This window comes from Thalassotalea sp. 1_MG-2023, assembly GCF_030546745.1.
GTDB lineage: Bacteria > Pseudomonadota > Gammaproteobacteria > Enterobacterales > Alteromonadaceae > Thalassotalea_C.
The window spans coordinates 145,691-164,674 of record NZ_JAUOPD010000001.1 but is presented as its reverse complement, the minus strand read 5'-3'; the positions used below and the strand labels follow the sequence as shown (position 1 = coordinate 164,674).

Here is an 18,984-nt window from a genome sequence, read left to right as displayed (position 1 = left end):
ATAACGAAACATAATACGATACGCAAGGAAGTCAGGTGTTATTTAATTCGGTTGAATTTCTTTTCTTTTTTCTACCTTTAACGATTTTGTTATTTTTACAAATAGCAAAGCGCTACGGTAATGAACCCGCCATAGCAGTTTTGGTGGCATGTTCTTTATTTTTTTACGGTTGGTGGAATCCGCTCTATCTCATTTTGTTACTCGCTTCAATGGGATTCAATTACTTATTGGGCGGAATGCTAGGTGGTCGTTCGAAACATAAAGGACTACTCATTTTTGGCATCGCAGTAAATTTATTCGCCATTGCTTATTTTAAATACGCCGGTTTTATTCTTAACAACATAAATAGCGTGCTAGATGCTGATTATTCTATCGGTAATATTATTTTACCACTGGCGATTTCATTTTTTACCTTTCAACAAATCGCTTATTTAGTCGATTCTTACAAAGGTATCACCAAAGAATATAGCTTTTTGCATTATGCTTTATTTGTGTCGTTTTTCCCGCAACTTATTGCAGGACCTATTGTTCATCATAAAGATATGTTGCCGCAATTTAACCGCAACAAACCCTTTCAATTAAACGCAAACGACGTAGCCATAGGCCTATCTATTTTTGCCATTGGTTTATTCAAAAAAACAGTGATTGCCGATGGCGTTGCCGTTTACGCCACACCAATATTTTCATTAGCTGATGCCGGCCAAGAGGTTGATTTTTTCACCGCTTGGGGAGGCGCACTTGCTTATACTTTCCAGCTATACTTTGATTTCTCTGGTTACTCAGATATGGCAGTTGGGCTAGCAAGAATATTTGGCATTGTGTTACCACTTAACTTTTATTCTCCTTATAAAGCAGCCAATATTTCAGAGTTTTGGCGACGTTGGCATATGACATTATCTAAGTTTTTACGCGATTATGTTTATATTGCCCTTGGGGGGAACAGAAAAGGCCAAGTTTCTCGCTATACAAATTTAATGATCACCATGTTACTTGGTGGCCTATGGCATGGCGCCGGTTGGAATTTTGTTATTTGGGGCGGCTTACACGGTTCATATTTGATCATAAACCATAGTTGGCAGCACATAATACAAACAAGTAAAATTTCTTTTGTAAATAGTGTGTTGTACCGATACTTAGCTTGGTTTATTACCATTATTGCCGTGATTATTGGCTGGGTATTTTTTAGAGCCGTTACATTAGATGGTGCGTTCAATATGCTATCAGGTATGGCGGGACTAAACGGCATATCTATACCTAATGCTATTTATGTTAGCTTATCTCCACTGCAACAAATATTAGACGCTTTAGCCGTTACTCCAACACTCGGCGGCGGTGCTGTTTTTGTAAAAACCTGGCTGTGGGTCTTAACCTTAACGGTAGCGGTATTAGTATTACCTAATATACAAGATATGTTTGCCAAGCATAAAGCGACGCTAAGCACACTCCACTTTGATACGACTAATGCCATTTGGCCCGCAAAAAAAATGGCACAACAGCTGCAATTTTCATACTCAACTAAATTTGCTTTTCTTTCTGCGCTAGCGTTTGTTTTAGGGTTACTTACGCTTAACCAGGTCAGTGAATTTTTATATTTTCAATTTTAACTATGACTTATTTAAAGAAATTTAGCCTCATCATTGCTTTATTACTAATTATTATTGGTGGACTTAACTGGTTTGTTGACCCTTTCGGCATGTATTGGTCACCGACAATCAGTAATATCAACAAAATTAAACCCGAAGCAAGCAACCGAGTGCGGATAAGTAAACCCTATCGCGTTGAGCAAATTAAACCTGATGTGTTATTGATGGGCAATTCTCGTGTAGAAATGGGCTTATCTCCTTATCACCCCGCATTTAAAGGCAAAAAAGTTTATAACCTTGGTTTAGCTGGCGCTACTTTACATTCTCAGATTGATCACATTTACCACGCTATTCAAACTAGCCCAAACCTTGAAACCATTGTGTTTGGTTTAGATTTTTTTGATTTTTTAGTAACGCCTACAGGCAATGAAACCAATGCCACAAAAACGAGTTATGGCCACCGTGTATTCTCGGCCAAAGGTTTTCAACACGCAAAGAAACGTTACACGGAGCGTTTAGCTTTAGTCTATTCAGTCGATGCACTTATATCATCACTTTTTACGATGAGCCAACAATATTCAATGGTAGATAGCATCGGGCCTTTCGGTCTAAATAGTGCTCAAGCATATGTTAAAATTCTTGAATCAGAAGGGAAAAAACCTCTTTTTAAACAAAAATTAAATTTTGTAAAAGAAAAGTTAAGTCAAAAGCCATGGCAATTAACCAGTAACGAAGGTACCCCCATTAGCCCCAAGTTTGAAAAGCTGCTTGAATTAATAAGGGTGGCAGAAAGCAAAAATATCACATTACACCTTTTCATAAACCCTTATCATTACAGTTATTTACACGCCATTGATCAACAGGGTTACTTTGACCTTTACTTACAATGGAAAAAAACATTGGCCGATGTTGTACGTGACCATAAATCACAACAGATAAGCTTGTGGGATTTTAGCGGCTTTAATCAATATACTTTAGAGCCTGAAAAATTAATGCTTCAACATCAAAAAATGCAATGGTATTGGGAGCCTGCCCATTACAATGTATTGCTTGGTAATGTGTTGATAAAGAGTATCTTTTCTGGAGATACTTCTGATTTTGGTCAACGCCTTGACAATAAAGCCCTCACGCCTAATTTCGAAAGTGAAATTCAAGCATTAAAAAACTCATCTCATCATTGGCATCAATTGCTTGAGCAACTATAATTAATAACCATACAGTGACGTACATTTTTCAGCGCAATAGGATTAAGTTTATATGCTTCATTTTCGACAGCAACTGGCTCGAATATTATCTATTTTCATTACCTGTACACTCGCGTCTTGTGGCGGTGGTGGCGACAGTGACTCAAAAGCAATTATTACACCTATTGATGATTATTCTATCAATATTCAGTTTACGGGTGATGGTGAGGGCAAAGTAGATCTTGTTGAGCTAAATCAAAGCTGCTCTCAAGATTGCACAATCAATGCTAAAGCCCATTCAACCGTAACTTTAGTCGCTACGACAAACACTGATGCATTCCAATTTAACGGCTGGGAAGGTTGTCAGCAAGAACAAGAGTGTAAAATCACGTTAAACAGCAATAAAAGCGTAAAAGCAGAGTTTACGCCAAAAGACGTTGCGGTATTATTAGTGCAAGCAAAAGGCAATGGTACCGTTTCAATTCCGCAACTAGATAAAACCTGTGATGTTGAGTGTGAATACCATCTTACTGCAAATACCGTAGTTACCTTAGTCGCACAACCTGAGTCTGGTGCCGAATTTACAGGCTGGAGTGATAACTGCCCAACAACAAAACCGACTTGCGATATAATCGTTAATGGCTATTCCAGTGTACATGCTAATTTTGAGCAATCAGGGCAGAATAAAGTTAATGTAAACCTTAATGTAACGGGTAATGGTAGTGTGCATATTGAACAATTAGATGAAACCTGTACCAATTACTGCCAATACTCTGTCGATAAAAATACACAATTAACATTTGAAAGTATCGGTAGCAGCGGTTTTGATTTTCTATCATGGGAAAACTGCCCTGTATCAGCAACAACTTGTACCCTTAATATTTCTGAAACACTGAACATTTCTGCATTTTTTGAAGAAGAACCTATCGAGCCCACCACCAATACCATAACAATCAAAGAACCTGTTGATAAAGAAAGAACAAATTTACCCATACAAATTGCACGACCTTTTATTAAAGGAGAAATTACCCATAGCCCAACCATTCGTATAAATGGTCAAAATGTTGCAGCTCAAGCGACGGTTAAACAACGTTATGATGACGGCTCGGTCAAGCATGCAATACTTAGCTTTGTCTTAGGTTCGTTAGAGGAAAATAGTACCGTTATTGCTAATGTCGTTAATGAAACGCCTGAAAGCTTTACACCTTTTAATAAAAACCAACTACTTGCTAGCGAAATTGGTTTTGATGCAACGATTACCTATAATTTTGACGGCACTGAACGCACCGTATCTGCACGTAATTTATTAACTAACAATCATTTTACCTTATGGCAAGATGGCCCTGTTGCGACAACATTGTTAATGGCAGATCATTCATCACAAAGAAGCTATGATGTTGGTAGCGATGAATATAAATCTATTCGGCCGTTATTTTATGTTACCTATTGGAAAAGTTTAGGTGAATATTCAGTTCGTTTTGTCAGTGAGAATATCAATACCACAACGTTACAAGATCAGCTTTACGATGTAACGTTACATTTAGGTACTGAACAGGCTTTAGTTTACCAAAAAGATGATATCAACCATCAAGCAAGAACAAGATGGACAAAAAAATTCTCAACATATGATGATTCACCCATTACTGTTGATCATAACCTAGCTTATCTTGTACAAACGCCTTCAGTACCTAACTTCGATACCACCAAAGTGATTCCTGCAGATAAAATAACTGCCTATTGGAATGAATGGCAATCAAGAAGTACCGATATTTATCAAAAAGGGTTTTGGCAACCTGCTATGGCAACTGCTGGGGGAAGACCAGATATTGGCTTGTACCCTTCTTGGACAGTAAAATGGTTATATACAGGTGATTGGCGTTTAGCCGACATTGCGTTTACCCAGGCAGACCTCTCTGGAAATTGGCCAATGCACTACCGTGAAGGTGATGACGAAAGAACCTTTGACTTTGAAAAGGAAGTATCAGGTTTAGGACGAATAGTATCGATGGCACCTGGTGCTCGCCCAACACACTGGACATACAGACCAAATTGGCATGAAATCGATGAAAACGATAAAATACCTTATGTAGGTGAAGTCGACTCGACACCTTGGCGACCTGATACCGCACATCACCCTGATATTTCTTCATTACAATATTTATTATCCGGCGAATATTATTACTTAGAGCAAATGCTATTTTCTGCTGCATTTGTTAGTGGTGATAGTAATGCAAAAGCCTATAAACGCAGTTATGGTCGGGGCCCAACAGGCAGTGAAGGTGCGATGTATTCTGGCGAAGTGCGCGCTCAAGCTTGGCATTTACGCACACGTGTACATACATACGACATTATTCCAGATGGTTTTCACGAAAAAACATATTTTGGTCAATTAATCTCAAACGGCATCGCTCTTTGGGAAGGTAAATACCGCGTAGGTAATAGCCAACCAGCATTACAAGATTTATATGATTTTTCTTATGACAACATATCAACCGCATTTGTGGGTAACGGTGAGCCTTCTGAACTCGGCTATTGGGGTTCTGGGATCACCAGTGCCTCATATGTTAATGATAAATTTGTTAAGACTGAGAATGTATCACGCGCAACTGCACCTTGGATGCAAAACTTTGTGGTCAGTGCAATGGGACGTGCTGCAGAGTTAGGTTGGCCGACGGATAAATTACTAGAATATTCATCCCGTCCGATAAGAGGCATTTTTTCATACGACATTGAACCTAACCTATTATTTGCTTACGTGTTACCTACACACGACAATCAGACAAACTGGTTTGATAATTGGCAAAACGTTTTTGGTAATTACCAAACGTCATATGTAGAGCAACTGGTAACAAACGTGGCCGCTGGACAAGATACTGAGCACGGTTATTACTCAATCGCGATGAGTGCTGCTTCATATGTTAAAGAACAAGAGAATGGCACACCGTTATGGCGCTTTATCCAAAGCAATATTGCGAATAAAGAAAGCTATCATTCAAATCCTAAATGGGCTTTAACGCCAAGATAAATAAGTTTGAAACTTTAATTATGGAAGATAATATGAAAAAAAAGCTAGTAAGTATTATACCTGATAATATTTACCTTAGATTGTTGCGTTTCGCTTATAAAAAACACAACCCAAAAATATTCGACGCGTTGCAAACAAAGAGAAAAATTGAAACAAGTGACGGTTATTCTTACAAACCTTTTGATGATAATAAGGCAATATTTGTTCACATTCCAAAATGCGCGGGTGTTTCTGTCTGTAAAAAGTTATTTGGAAACCTAGCTGGAGGACATACATCAATAAATGAGTACTTAGTGATATTTGAGCCAAAAAATATTAAAAACTATTATAAGTTTACTTTTGTTAGAAACCCTTGGGATAGATTGGTTTCTGCCTACTTTTTTCTTCAAAAAGGTGGTTTTGGCGAAAAAGACAAAACATGGTTTGAAAAAGAGTTATCTATGTTTTCTAGCTTTGATCAATTTGTAACTGAATGGGTAAATAAAGAGAATATTCAAAAATGGCACCACTTTCGTCCTCAAACACATTACATTCTTGATAGGCACGAAAAGGTGGCATTAGATTTTATTGGTTTCTTAGAAAATATGGATGATGACTTTCAATTCATATCAAATAAACTCAACATCGATGCGGAAATCTCTATTCAGAATAAAAGCCAACATAATAATTATATGACTTATTACACAGATAAAACAAAAAAGATAGTTGAGCAGGTCTACGAACAAGACATAAAAACATTAGGCTACAACTTCGACAATAGTTCTATAAGTGAACAGGTAAAAAATAGAGCGTCACTCTTAAATTAACTTCAAAAGCTTGTTTTAAAAAATGAAAAAATTAAAAAATGATTATTACCCTCATTTTTCCACAGAAGATTATTGTTTAGTTGTTAATGATCACATTGTTTACAAATATATCTATAACACTGAAAAATTTGAGCGTTTTTTTCAAATTCCACCAAACGGTGAAGGGTTTGTAGCAAAAATTAAAGATAAAATCGCCAGAAGTGCATTGGTACGAAAACTAAATAAAGGAATGGGGCTAGGTCATGTCATTGAGCTGCCATCAAAAGTCGTGTTGGTGATTTATGACAAAGTGTATCGGTTTGACCCTGCTAACGATAAAAATGTCGCTACTACTATTTTCGAATTTACCACGAGTAATATTTTACCTCCGCTTAGAAACGGTATCGCAATTACACCCGATGGAAACGTATATTTTGGCGAATATGCTAATCAAAAAGGCAGAGAAATTAATATTATTGGTATTGTTAATAATGGCACTACTCTCCAAATACAACATACATTTACCGGCGAAGAAATAAAGCATATTCATGGAGTTTATTGGGATGACTTTCGTGAGAAAATTTGGATAACCACCGGTGATTCCGACCAACAATCATGGTTTTTCTATACCGATGATAACTTTACAACAATAGAAAAATTTAATGGCGGCAGTCAAACTTGGCGCGCAGTTTCACTGATGTTTTTTAACGATGCGCTAGTTTGGGGGATGGATGCAGGAAAAGACGCTTCTGCAGACGACATTAATTATATTTATCGATTTGATTTGCACACGAATGAATTAGAGCAAGTCGCCAAGATTGACGCTCCAGCATATCACTGCACAAAAACACAGTCTGGCGGTTATTATCTCGGGGTTAATTACGAACCGGGCTGCCAACAAGCAATCGCTGAAGAAGCTGCCATTTGGTTCAGCGCCGACGGAAAAAATTGGCGTAAAGTAAAAGCTTTTCCCTATCAAGCATCACCTGAAATTAATGGCTCTAAGTATGCGTATGTTTACCAACCCATTGGTACTGTACCTGATAACCAGTTTTTATTTACAACAACAAATACAGCGCATTTTAGTGGAAAACTTTTTACCCTAGAGAAACATTAACTCTTCAGCGGCCACCATTGTTTTAAAAACGTTGGCCTGATAGCTAACGAAAAATAAAGGTGTCGCTGAAAACTAATCAACGTTATCGCCGTTATTTTACTTAGGTAACGGCTACTTATTGAGTGACTTAACACTACCTAAAATCACATGTCGGGTGTATAACACATACTGACAAAAGCCTTTCCATGTTTTCATCGAGGCAAAATGTGCTTTCCAGCTTTTAGACGTTTCACCCTCACTCAGATAATGAACCGACAGAACATGGCATGTATCAATCAATTTATCATTAAATAAAGACATCACTCGAGCGGGTAATTGCATATTCTTTAATGCCTGAAGCAAAGCCATTTGCCCTTCTAAATACGCACTATGACTAGACAGTGAACCTGGTTGAATATTAACGCGATGACAAGGCTTATTAACAAACCCTACTTGATGATTTAGCGCAATTTTGAAGGCTAAATAACTCCATTCAGCATATTTAATATAATCTGAAAAATACTCAGTAGGAATCGCAGACGTTCTAAATAGACCAGCGCAACTTGATAACCAAGTGCCGCTTTTTCCAAACAATGCCAGCATGGCATCTTGATGGTACTGATCAAAAGACGGGTGTGAAACCACTTCTTCTTTTGTTTGTGTATCACACCTAACACCATTACCAACAACCACATCAAGCGTGGTGTCGAAACCATTTAGCCGGTGTGATAAAGAGTTAGATAACAGTTCATCATCATCATCAAGAAAGCAAAAATATTCAGTATCAATCACTTGCCTAGCGTAAACTAAGGCTTTTGGTAAGTGCCCTTCTTCACGATAAAAACAGGTGAACCGTTGATCTTGCTCTAATTGTGCTCGAAACGCTTTATCGAATCGATCACCGTTTATAATGATGTGTAATTTAAATGAACACCCTTCCTGAGACAACACACTCTCTATTGCCCTTTCAAGTTGATGTTTACGCTTTCCTTCCGCGGTTGTCGCTATACTTACCGTTATATCCTGCTTCACGTTTACTCTCTTTAAATCACTTCTAATTTGAATAGGCGAACTCGCACAATGTTCAAGAATTTTTTTTCTATTCCGTCAGGGCAACCATTTAACCGCCATAGGAGTGCAATCATGCCAAGATAAGTAATACCACCTGTTATCACCAATATCGCCAATAACAAGGTCTGGTTAATTCCCGATAATTGTATATGAGCAAGTGTGACTGTAGCGAACATTACCACAACAGAAACAAGTGGATTTAACACACTGCGGATCATCGCAACAATACTTAGTTTTAAATAAACCCAAACAAATATATACGAAAACAAAAAACCTACAACAGATGCAATTAACAGCCCTGCTGCCGCTCCAATCACCCCATGAAGCTGGCTTAGGGTAATGACAGCCCCCAACATACAAGCAGCGCGAATAAACCCTACCAGTGTTGATATCTGTGGTTTTCCTAATGCCATCATTAAATAACCATTAGTAGATTGTAACCCGAGAAACAAACTCGCAATTGAAATAGCCTGAATTAATGGGATAGTTTCTAACCATTTATCGCCCAACAATACAGGCACTAATAACGGTGCTGTTAAATAAATACCCATTACCGCTGGTAAAACAATCAATGAAACCATGTTTAATGATTCCAAATATAACTTTGTCAAACGCGCTATATTTTCTGCTGCTCGAGCGTAGGCTGGATAGGCAGCTTTATTGATGGGGGCAACCATTTCTGTCACCGGGAAAGATGCCATTTCAACACTAAGCCCCATTAAACCTGCTGCTCTTGAAGATATTGTTTTACCTACAATAAGAGAAATTGAAAAATTATTAAAAAAGTAAAGCAGTTGGTTCAGTATGATCCACTTTGAAAAAGTAAATAACCGCCTAAAGCCTTTCAAGGTAAAATAAGGGCGAAATTTATGCATCACGTAACTGGTGATCAAGGTTAACATTTGATGAAATAACATGCCTATGACTAGCGCCCAATATGATCGAAGCGTGAACGCTAATCCAAGGGTTATAAAAAAAGATATTAGCTTAGGTAACACTTGAAAATAAAATTCTTGTCTAAAGTTTTGACTTTGTTGAAAGTGAACAACGCCGGTATTATAAAAACCTTGTAATAAAAATGAAGCTGCAACCGCGTACATTATATTTTCCAGGCGAGCATCTTCATAATAAGCCGCAACAAAGTCAGCCGATACGATAAAAAGTATAAATGCCGACACTGCAAACAGCACACTTGTCGTCCAAACCGTACTATAGGCTTGAGGATCAAACTCTTTACGTTGAATCAATGCAGAATTAAAACCTGCGGCACTAAAGATATTAAAAAAAGCATATATCGCCATGACCACTGCTACTAAACCAAAATCTTCAGGCACAAGTAACCTGGCAAGCACCACAGAACTCACAATACCTAGCGACTTTATAATCATTCTAGTGACTAACATCCATACGGCGCTGCTAATAAGCTTTTGACTATCTTGTGACATTATTGTTTTCCACTACTTCTTGATCAGTTAAGTGCTTGGAGTATTGTTGACATACATTACATACTTTTTGTACATCTGCAGTAGAGATATCCTGTAAAGGCAATTCAAGCAGCCCAGAATCAGCGGTACCATCATACAACTTCGAACCATTTAAGTAAGTCAGCTTTGATGCAACACCATGTTCTTTAAGGTACTGACGAAACGCTTTCGGCGATTCTGACGCAAGCCTGACAATAAAACGAGATACATATCGCGTTTCATTAGCTATTTGCGGTAAAGACAGAAAAGGCAGCTGGGAGAGTTCTCGTTGATAGATAGCTAAACGTTGCAAAGTTTGGCTATAACGCTGATTAAAAGTGTCAACTTGTCTCAACGCAATGGCTGCATCCAAATAAGCTATTTTTCGAGGTTCATAGTCATCAGTTGGTTTATTCACCTGCAATAACGTTTTAATTCTATCGAGGTAATAATGTGCGGTTTCAAATATGCCACGCCATTTATAGACACATAGAAACTCAACAATACGTGAAAAGCTGACACGATTACGTTCATAAGATGCCACGTTATCGTCAACAAACCTTTTTAATTCTGGGTCAGATATAAGCAATGCACCACCTGAGCCTTTAATGCCTGTCACGATTGATTTTGCTTGAGCAAAACTTAAGACACCTGCATTACCAAATGTACCTAATAGACTGCCTGCATGCTTTACACCAAAGACCTGTGCAGCATCATCTATCAAAAAAATATTTTTCTCTCGTGAAAGTGAAGCTATTGCTTCAATATCTGCACTACAACTATACATATGCGGCGCAATAATCGCCGCGGTGCGGTCAGAAATAAACGCAGGTAAAGCCGTTATATCTAGATTTAACTCATCGTTAACTGGAGCATGTATCGCCTGAAAGCCGCACTTTTCGATAGTTTCAATCACACTTGTGCATATATACCGAGGAATAATAACTTCCGTTTTACCTTTTTTTGTCTGACGTACAAACTGTAAGCATAGTGCTATTGCCGCTCGACCAGAATTAAATAACACTATTTCTCGGTGAAAATAACGAGCAAGACGATCTTTCAAGCGCTCGGGAGCTTTTTTATGAGATGACACTAAAGCGGTGAACAATATCCACCATTCTTTGAAACCCCACTGGCATACACGTACTTTTATCATTAGGATATATTCAGCCGTCTTTTTACTTTTTGTTTAAAAGCAAAAAAGTAAGGACCTAGGTCAGAAAAACGAAAAAGTGCGCCAAATTTTTTACTAGGTTCATCAGCCATTTTTATCCCACCATGGGCTAATGCATTAGCGTCGGAGATTTCGTCGAACCAAAGCACTTCGTTATAACTTGATGGGCTTACAAGATCTTTGATGCTACCGCCCAGGTGAAAATCAACAATTGCTTTCAATATATTGCAACCCGATAAAGCAGCTATCTCATGTTGATAATCTGTGCGACCAACCGTAGGTTCTATCATGTAAAAACCTTTTCGGTTGACATCAAATTTATATTCCATACCTATTAAGCCGACATAACCTATACTTTCAACAAATGTTTTCGTCTGTTGATGTAGGGTGTGATGATGTTCTTTTGTAGAGGTACAGCTTGCCGTTCCGCCAACATTGAGCGGCCAAGAGCGAACTTTTCTGCCGGAAAAGCTCGTCACAACGTCACCATTTTCGGCAACATACATTAAATTGAAATATATATCGCTGTCTTCACCCTCAATCCACTCTTGTAGAATCATATCCGGCATGATCGGTGAAATCTCAGCATATAATGCTTTTACATCAGCCCAGTTATGCATTTTGTATGCTTTTTTGAAGCGCTGACTATATGCTTTATCTTGATACAGAGGTTTGAATACGCAGGGAAACGTTAATGCTTCGGCTTCAATATCGGTCGCTTCCGACATAATTAACGCTTTTGGGATCAAGCTACCTGATTTTTCTGCCATTAATTGAAAATCTGACTTTGATTGCAATCCAAGTAGCTGTGTATGCGTTGGCAATAGAAATTGAAAATATTCTGCGAGTATTGCTCGATTCTCACTAACAAGGGCGACTGTTTTCTCTTCGGTTAACAGCAACACTGGACGACCATCTATTTGGGCCCCTAACTGCTGAAGCTCACTGATAATTTTGTTATCGGTTGTTGATGCTACAAAATGCTTCTTACCAAATTTAGTATAACGCGCCGCAACATTTTCCTGCGTCACTAATATTGATTCGACATCATGACCTAATGAACGCATAACACCTAAGGCATTTAAACCCGAGCCTACCACTACTACTTCTACTGTCATTATTAAATTTCCATTTTACACATCATTAAGGCGAATTTTTTGCCACAAACGGCCAGCGATTAAGCAAACGGTTCGCTATGCCTGCGCTTGATAATAAATCCCGTAAGTAATACAGATCTTTACGCCTAAAGAACACAATCCAAACAAAGTAACTCAATGCACCTAACATCACTTGTATGATAAGTGAAGTTATCTCCAACAATGGCCAGAGAGATAATACCATCGTTTTCGTTAAAATTAATACAATCGCCATAACAATAGCACCTGATACAGGCGTTTTAAGCAGGAATAAATATTGCGATATCGACAAACCTAAATGACGCTTCGCGCAGATCAACAAATAACTAAATAGCAAAAGATAGGTCGCACTTAATGCAAATGCAGCACCATTAATTTGATAGAAGTAACTACCAATAAAGATCGCAATTGGAATAACAACAGCACATATTGACGTATAGTGTGCAGCAACATTTGCTCGACCTGAAGAAATTAAGGCTTGCGTGATAAGGGGGTCAATTGCTTTACAAAAGCCCATTACGCAAAGAAATTGCAAGGGTATAACGGCACTTGCCCATTTATCACCTAATAAAACGATAACGAGTTCTGGCGCAGTTACAATAACGCCAGCAAGCATTGGAAAGGTTAAAAATGCGATGCCTGCTGTTAATCGACATAACGCATTGGTCAGTGAAGTGAGCTCTGTCTGTACCTTTGAAAATAGTGGCGAAGCCACTTGTACAACGAGGTTAGTACAATGTTCGGTCGGAAGATTTGCCAAAGATTGCGACATCGAAAAAATCCCCGTTTGTTTTTCTCCATTCATTTTGCCTAAAATCAAAATTGAAATATTAGTGTACACAAACCACGTTACTCGCGAGTAAGTGACCGATGCGCCATATCTCAATAACGAAAAAGCGGCACTTATTCCCTCAAACCCGCATGGTCGCCACTTTGACAACATAAAAAACAACAGCAGTTTAATCACACTTGCCGCCATCGTGCCAATAACTAACGCCCATACTTGATAGTCATAAATAGCCAACATTAAGGTAATCGCGCATTGCAATATAATCGTAATGAATTCAACAAATGAAATCAGTTTAAACTGCATCTCTTTAGCTAACAGTGATTCAGGCACTACAAACATGGCATTAGTGATCATTAGCCATGCCATCGTAGCAAGAATAGGTGCTAGCGCTTCACTTTCCATCCATGATGCAATATACCCAGACATTAAAAACAATAAGGTCGCTAGCAGCACACTGTTTACAATGGCTAAATAAAAAACGGCAGTCGTCTGCTTTTTGGTAACACCACTTTTTTGGATAATGGCCATACCGAGGCCCATATCGCTGAAAAAGCCCAAAATACCAATGAATACCATCGCCATGGCAAGTAATCCATAATCTTCAGGTGCTAAAATTCTAGCCAAGATCAATGTGTTAACGAATGAAATCAACTTGCCGGCACCTTTGCCTAGCGACAAAAATGCGACACCACTAATCGTCTTTCGTTTTAGTTCAGACATTAGCTATTTAATTCATTCAGTAATGTGACTAATTGACGTGTTTTCTCGTAACGAGAATATGTTTGATAATTTTCTCTTACTTTAGTGCCTACTTGTTGAATATTTCTAATACCATCAACCAGCTCGTTTGAAAACTCACCCGAGTAAGCCATATCTACGTCTTGCAATAAATCAGCCGTTGCACCTGTTTTAGACGTTAACGCTAAAATAGGTAAAGTAGAGCGAATATACTCAAATAATTTACCTGGTATTTGATTTCTAAAAAGTGGCCCCTGAATTACCAACAATGCATCTGCAGCCATCATTTCTTTCAACGACTCCATGTAACTAATAGAAGGTTTAAATACAATCAAATCCGTTATATTTAACTCAGTAATTCTTGACTGGTAACTTGCGCCATCAATACCTCGAAAGACCAACTCAAAATTGTCGGAAGATATTTCATTTGTTTGCTTTAAGGTTGCGATGGCTTTAAATATTTCATCTGGATCTCGGCCATTAACATAAACAGCACCGCTGTGCAGCAAGGTTAATTTTGATGTTTTGTTTTCACCACCTGATTTAACTTCCTCTAATTGAAAGTTTCCTTCATCATAGCCATTTTCAATCACATGAAACTTTTTAAGAGGTAAATCAGGATATAACGATTGATAAAGTATTGACGCTCTATCAGTAGTAAACACAACCGCTGAGGCATTATTAATGGTTTTTTCTTCAATCGCGCGGGAAATATTCAATACAGGTTTAATGGTGTCATCGTAACGACTCTGAACAGGATCACGGTAATCAGCAACCCACGGCAAACCGCTATGTTTTGCTAAAGAATAGGCAATATTGTGAGCGGTTGAAACGGGGTAAGTAGACCAAATCACGTCTGGTTGATATTGCTCTATTAGTTTTTTGCCTAATGGAACGGCCGTAAAGCGCCAAGTCCACCAGCGATCGGGTTCTTTCATGACGCTTAAATACTTACCTCGAAAAGAAAAATCACGCGAAGCGTTATAACTAAAACTTCTGTAAACGTGTTTTATTTTTTCAGAAACGATTTGGCTTGTATCTATTTGTTCATGTGCACTTTCTTCTACCGTTAATACGATAGGCTCCCAACCAAAGTCGAGTAAGTACTCGGCAAATTTCAGCGTACGTTGTACGCCGGCACTCTTACAAGGAGGAAAGTCTAAGGCCACCATTAAAATTCTTTTCATGGAATTAATTATTCTCCTTAATAATTCTTATTTTACCTAAACACTGCCGATTCATCGCGCCAACTGCACTGAACTTACCACGACTATCGCCGCATAAATCATCAGATGCTTCACTGTTCGTCAATGGAATATTTTCAACATTAATTTCTTTAATAACAACATCTTCGTGGCTGATTAACTGCCCGCCATCACGCTCTCTAATTGCTGATGTGGTCAAGTTTGCTCGACTTACAACATCACTAGCGCTAAAGCGTACATCAACGCCAAGGTTATTAATGATGGTATTATGTATTAATTGGCTGTTATTGGCTTTGTTTAGATACACCCCAACATCTCGTTGGCAATTAAGGATTAAATTATTGCGCATAACACCGTTTCGATGTTCTGCTGCGCAATTTGCATCACGACAATAAGCGGTACCGGTGCCGCCGCCACCGAAAGACAAACCTATACGAGTAGAACCGTCTTGCTCTAGGTTTTTATCACAATCAACTATATTTCGTTCAAATAAGCCATTTGAAGAATTGCCTTTAAGAAAAGCCGCGTAACTAGTGCGATCACTACCATTTTTACTATTTCCAGCGATGATATTTTTACGTACTAACCAGTTATCACCCGCAACCACATCAATCAAGGTCACTGCGGTATGGGTATTTCGTCTACTGGTGTTATAAAAACTGTTTTGCTCAATTAAAATATCATCAGGGTATAAGCGTTGAGTCGACTTACCACTACCATTCGCTTTAATAATTGAATTAAAATTAGTGATTTCATTATTGCGAACGATAATATTTTGGCCGCCAACAATATGTATGGCGTGTTCACATGAGAGGTGCTTTTTACATTCGCCATTAATTTTTAAATTTTCAATCGACCAATAATTACCTTGCATCACAAAGCCTTCATAAGATGACAAGCCGATGGTCACATCCCCAAAACGCTCTGCTCGTATGCGAATCGGTTGGTATTTCTCACCATTTACGGTGAGGTAAATACGAGGTTGCTTAATAAAATAATCGCCTCTGGCAATAACAATATCATCACCTGGTTGCGCGGTTTTTATTGCTTTTAATAAAGCTTTAGTAGAATTTACATGAACAGTGCGAGAATAGCTGCTAGCTGCTAGCTGCTGATAGTGTGGGTATAGTCGTTCTTCTTTGCCGCGATAATCGGGTACATGAGAATGTAATTCATGAGCGCCGATAATTTGCTCATGACCACTCACTGATAAACGCTTGTTATCGCTTATCGGAGATAACCATTTTGATAATATGCCCGCTGGTAACGCTAATTTGTTTAATAACGGCGACTGATTATTCGCTAAGCTTTGTTCTGCTTTTTCAAAAAAAACATAAGCAGGAAGTTGGTATGAACGGTAAACATAGAGACTAAAAAATACGCTTACTACAACTGCAAGTACTAAACCTATATTAAACAATATGCCAACAATATAGAGATAGCGTATTACTGCACGCTTGATTAAATGAATAACGTTATTCATAAAAGTGCTCTTGTCTATCAAGAACAGCACAACCCTGCTCAGTGTTTTCAGTCGCAATATCACATTGATAAATGGTTGTGATTGATTTATCGAGATTATTAACCATGTTAGCTTCAATATCACCGTAAAACACAGCGGTATTCTCTACTTGTAACCAACGCCTACCACTATCTAAAGTATGTAACGTAGTGCGCTTATTACTGAACGTTTCTAGTGAAGGTCGGTGAATAGTAAAGACCTCTTGTTTGGTATTACTTTTTGGCAGGATAATTTCAAAGCGCCATTTTGGCGCCGAAGATATCGTACTAACAGAAAGGCCTTCATCTTTATTTTCATCAACACTTGCTAAGTAAAACTGAAAATCTTTGCCGCCGACTAATTGAATATGTTCAACATCGCCCATCACTTCAGTCACCAATTTTCCCTTGCCATTTTCTATGAACAACTCGTTATTATCGGTGCTTATGATGCCATTGTTTAACTCGCCTTTGACTAAAACTTGATGATCTACCATCGGCTTATTAACGGTATGATACAAAAGCTTAGCTTGCTGTTCATTGTTCCCCGTTTGTATTTGATCTCTAACAATAAGTACATCAAGTTTACGTAAGTATAAAACCTCTCGCTTGATACTATTTATAAGATCATTTGTGCTTGTATTAGGTAACCATGCACTATGATAAGCCTTCGTTAAATCAGAATTAATATAGGTATAAGTTGTCGCATTAAAAAATTGTTTTATTTCTCCACCAATGAGATATTGGCCTTTATTACGATTATTAAGCCAATGTTTAGGGCTAAAAATGGCACTCCCCGTTGGTAAAACAACGCGCTGACCACCATCAATTTCCGTCAGATTATCACCAGAAATAACGATCGAATTTTTGGCAATAGTTCGGATGGAGTAATCAAGTCGATTTGCTTTTTGAAAGCCTTGGTACTGGCTACTATTAACCAATAACGGGGCGCCTTTGAATAACGTTATATGACCACTGTCATAATGACCATGATGGGTAAAACTACTACCACTACGATAAGACATAAAACTTGCGTCAGACTGCCAATGTTGACGAATATACGCTTGGCCAAAGTAAGGTAGCCCAAACACCTCAGCTTTAGGTAAATGAGCAATTTGATTGTTTTGATAAGCAGGTACATGCCATTGATTAAATAAACTAAACCCCCAACGATAACCTCGATAATAGCTTTCTCGCCCATGTACCCCTTCAAGTTGCAACGAATACTCATGAAATACAGGATTGTTCGTCGTTTGTGCAATAATATCGATAACGCGACGTGTTTCGTCTTTTAGATCTAATCGAGGGCCTTCATCACCAAGCGGTTCAACGCGATTATCTGGACGTGTCGCATAGATATGCCAAAGGCCAACTTTATTCATAATCGCTTGAATTCTGTGATGCCATTTATCCGGCTGAGTGCCCTGTAAATAACCTGATAGTGCTAATGTTATTGGATACGCTCTCGAATTTATCCAGTAGTTAAACCCTTCCGGCCATGCTTGTGTTAATTCCATTGCACTCACTAAAGCATACAAATGTGGAGCAGTGTTGCTTAACTCTGTCGTTGTAGGTTTATCTAAAGCTAGAACACAAAGCCACATCTCAGCAATTAAACTTGCACGCCCGTGCCACATCGATGCACTTTTATCATTAAGCAATAACAAATAATGATTTATCGCAACCCGTAATTTTTCATTAATGATACGTCGCTGTTCAGCGTTTATATTTAACGTGTTTTTTACTGAGCTATATATAAACGCTAATTGCCAGCCATTGCCATAATGGCCCGATGCGTTAGGCGTGGTAAGGGTAAACTGCTGTAAACTATTGACCACTAACGGAGACAATGATTGATCTTTGGTTGTTAAATAGCAGGCAACGTTCCAAAACATGCCAGAAAATAAACAGGGGTCATAATGTTTAAATTGAGGTGTTTTTAAACGACTAACCGCTAACTCATTCGCTTGTAATTGAGCGATTTGCGGTAGATATGTTCGCGGTGATTTAAGTTCAGGTATGTCAAATGCTGTTAAATGCTGCTCAATAAAATCTTTATTTAACAACATATCATCAACAAGTTGACTCTGCGCACCTGACCGTTCAAATAACTTAAACACAAACTGCCTTGGCGACAAATCATAAAACTTAGCCACCAAAATAATGAAGATCACGATGCTAATATGCGCAATGATCCCAGAACTGACAAAATAGGCGTGTTTGAGCCTCATAAT

General features: G+C 38.3%; 13 protein-coding genes. 5 read left to right on the top strand and 8 right to left on the bottom strand.

The window, feature by feature from the left end; all coding sequences use genetic code 11:
- Nucleotides 1-35: 35 nt before the first annotated feature.
- From Q4489_RS00695 to Q4489_RS00675, 5 genes are read left to right on the top strand one after another with little or no spacing between them, the layout of a single operon-like run.
- A complete protein-coding gene (locus Q4489_RS00695; RefSeq protein ID WP_303475752.1) occupies nt 36-1,604 on the top strand; it encodes an MBOAT family protein in 1,569 nt (522 codons plus the stop codon).
- Between the two features lie 2 nt (nt 1,605-1,606).
- Nucleotides 1,607-2,788: a hypothetical protein gene (locus tag Q4489_RS00690; protein WP_303475749.1), complete on the top strand. Its 1,182-nt coding sequence runs from the start codon at nt 1,607-1,609 to the stop codon at nt 2,786-2,788.
- Nucleotides 2,789-2,840: 52 nt separating this feature from the next.
- The gene (locus Q4489_RS00685) at nt 2,841-5,792 is read left to right on the top strand and encodes a hypothetical protein (RefSeq protein ID WP_303475746.1); all 2,952 of its coding nucleotides are present in this window, start codon (nt 2,841-2,843) and stop codon (nt 5,790-5,792) included.
- Between the two features lie 32 nt (nt 5,793-5,824).
- Nucleotides 5,825-6,598 carry a sulfotransferase family 2 domain-containing protein gene (locus Q4489_RS00680; protein WP_303475743.1) on the top strand — a complete coding sequence of 258 codons (774 nt, stop codon included), beginning with the start codon at nt 5,825-5,827 and terminating at the stop codon, nt 6,596-6,598.
- Nucleotides 6,599-6,620: 22 nt separating this feature from the next.
- Nucleotides 6,621-7,694 carry a hypothetical protein gene (locus tag Q4489_RS00675; RefSeq protein ID WP_303475740.1) on the top strand — a complete coding sequence of 358 codons (1,074 nt, stop codon included), beginning with the start codon at nt 6,621-6,623 and terminating at the stop codon, nt 7,692-7,694.
- A 111-nt stretch (nt 7,695-7,805) separates the two neighbouring features.
- Here Q4489_RS00675 and Q4489_RS00670 read toward each other — a convergent pair whose 3' ends face one another.
- Genes Q4489_RS00670 through Q4489_RS00635 form a run of 8 tightly spaced genes read right to left on the bottom strand, consistent with a single transcriptional unit; the run spans nt 7,806 to nt 18,981 of the window.
- Nucleotides 7,806-8,705, bottom strand: a complete 900-nt coding sequence (locus Q4489_RS00670; protein ID WP_303475738.1) for a glycosyltransferase family A protein — start codon at nt 8,703-8,705, stop codon at nt 7,806-7,808.
- 11 nt (nt 8,706-8,716) lie between these two features.
- Nucleotides 8,717-10,189 carry a lipopolysaccharide biosynthesis protein gene (locus Q4489_RS00665; RefSeq protein WP_303475733.1) on the bottom strand — a complete coding sequence of 491 codons (1,473 nt, stop codon included), beginning with the start codon at nt 10,187-10,189 and terminating at the stop codon, nt 8,717-8,719.
- Complete coding sequence (locus Q4489_RS00660; protein WP_303475730.1) at nt 10,176-11,363, bottom strand: aminotransferase class V-fold PLP-dependent enzyme; 1,188 nt, start codon at nt 11,361-11,363, stop codon at nt 10,176-10,178. Before Q4489_RS00660 ends, Q4489_RS00665 begins: the two co-directional genes overlap by 14 nt.
- On the bottom strand, nt 11,363-12,499 hold the full coding sequence (locus Q4489_RS00655; RefSeq protein ID WP_303475728.1) for a hypothetical protein: 1,137 nt from the start codon (nt 12,497-12,499) through the stop codon (nt 11,363-11,365). The genes Q4489_RS00660 and Q4489_RS00655 overlap by 1 nt, the downstream gene beginning before the upstream one ends.
- A 25-nt stretch (nt 12,500-12,524) precedes the next feature.
- Entirely contained in the window at nt 12,525-14,027 is a 1,503-nt protein-coding gene (locus Q4489_RS00650) for a lipopolysaccharide biosynthesis protein (RefSeq protein WP_303475725.1), read from the bottom strand.
- A complete protein-coding gene (locus Q4489_RS00645; protein ID WP_303475722.1) occupies nt 14,027-15,232 on the bottom strand; it encodes a glycosyltransferase in 1,206 nt (401 codons plus the stop codon). Before Q4489_RS00645 ends, Q4489_RS00650 begins: the two co-directional genes overlap by 1 nt.
- 4 nt (nt 15,233-15,236) lie before the next feature.
- Nucleotides 15,237-16,733, bottom strand: a complete 1,497-nt coding sequence (locus Q4489_RS00640; RefSeq protein WP_303475720.1) for a chondroitinase-B domain-containing protein — start codon at nt 16,731-16,733, stop codon at nt 15,237-15,239.
- Nucleotides 16,726-18,981 carry a heparinase II/III family protein gene (locus Q4489_RS00635; RefSeq protein ID WP_303475718.1) on the bottom strand — a complete coding sequence of 752 codons (2,256 nt, stop codon included), beginning with the start codon at nt 18,979-18,981 and terminating at the stop codon, nt 16,726-16,728. The genes Q4489_RS00640 and Q4489_RS00635 overlap by 8 nt, the downstream gene beginning before the upstream one ends.
- Nucleotides 18,982-18,984: the final 3 nt, after the last annotated feature.

Excerpts from the sequence above, each read along its gene's own strand:
- Q4489_RS00690 (WP_303475749.1), top strand. The coding sequence starts at position 1,607 with ATGACTTATTTAAAGAAATTTAGCCTCATCATTGCTTTATTACTAATT.
- Q4489_RS00685 (WP_303475746.1), top strand. The coding sequence starts at position 2,841 with ATGCTTCATTTTCGACAGCAACTGGCTCGAATATTATCTATTTTCATT.
- Q4489_RS00680 (WP_303475743.1), top strand. The coding sequence starts at position 5,825 with ATGAAAAAAAAGCTAGTAAGTATTATACCTGATAATATTTACCTTAGA.
- Q4489_RS00675 (WP_303475740.1), top strand. The coding sequence starts at position 6,621 with ATGAAAAAATTAAAAAATGATTATTACCCTCATTTTTCCACAGAAGAT.
- Q4489_RS00665 (WP_303475733.1), bottom strand. The coding sequence starts at position 10,189 with ATGTCACAAGATAGTCAAAAGCTTATTAGCAGCGCCGTATGGATGTTA.
- Q4489_RS00660 (WP_303475730.1), bottom strand. The coding sequence starts at position 11,363 with ATGATAAAAGTACGTGTATGCCAGTGGGGTTTCAAAGAATGGTGGATA.
- Q4489_RS00655 (WP_303475728.1), bottom strand. The coding sequence starts at position 12,499 with ATGACAGTAGAAGTAGTAGTGGTAGGCTCGGGTTTAAATGCCTTAGGT.
- Q4489_RS00650 (WP_303475725.1), bottom strand. The coding sequence starts at position 14,027 with ATGTCTGAACTAAAACGAAAGACGATTAGTGGTGTCGCATTTTTGTCG.
- Q4489_RS00645 (WP_303475722.1), bottom strand. The coding sequence starts at position 15,232 with ATGAAAAGAATTTTAATGGTGGCCTTAGACTTTCCTCCTTGTAAGAGT.
- Q4489_RS00640 (WP_303475720.1), bottom strand. The coding sequence starts at position 16,733 with ATGAATAACGTTATTCATTTAATCAAGCGTGCAGTAATACGCTATCTC.
- Q4489_RS00635 (WP_303475718.1), bottom strand. The coding sequence starts at position 18,981 with ATGAGGCTCAAACACGCCTATTTTGTCAGTTCTGGGATCATTGCGCAT.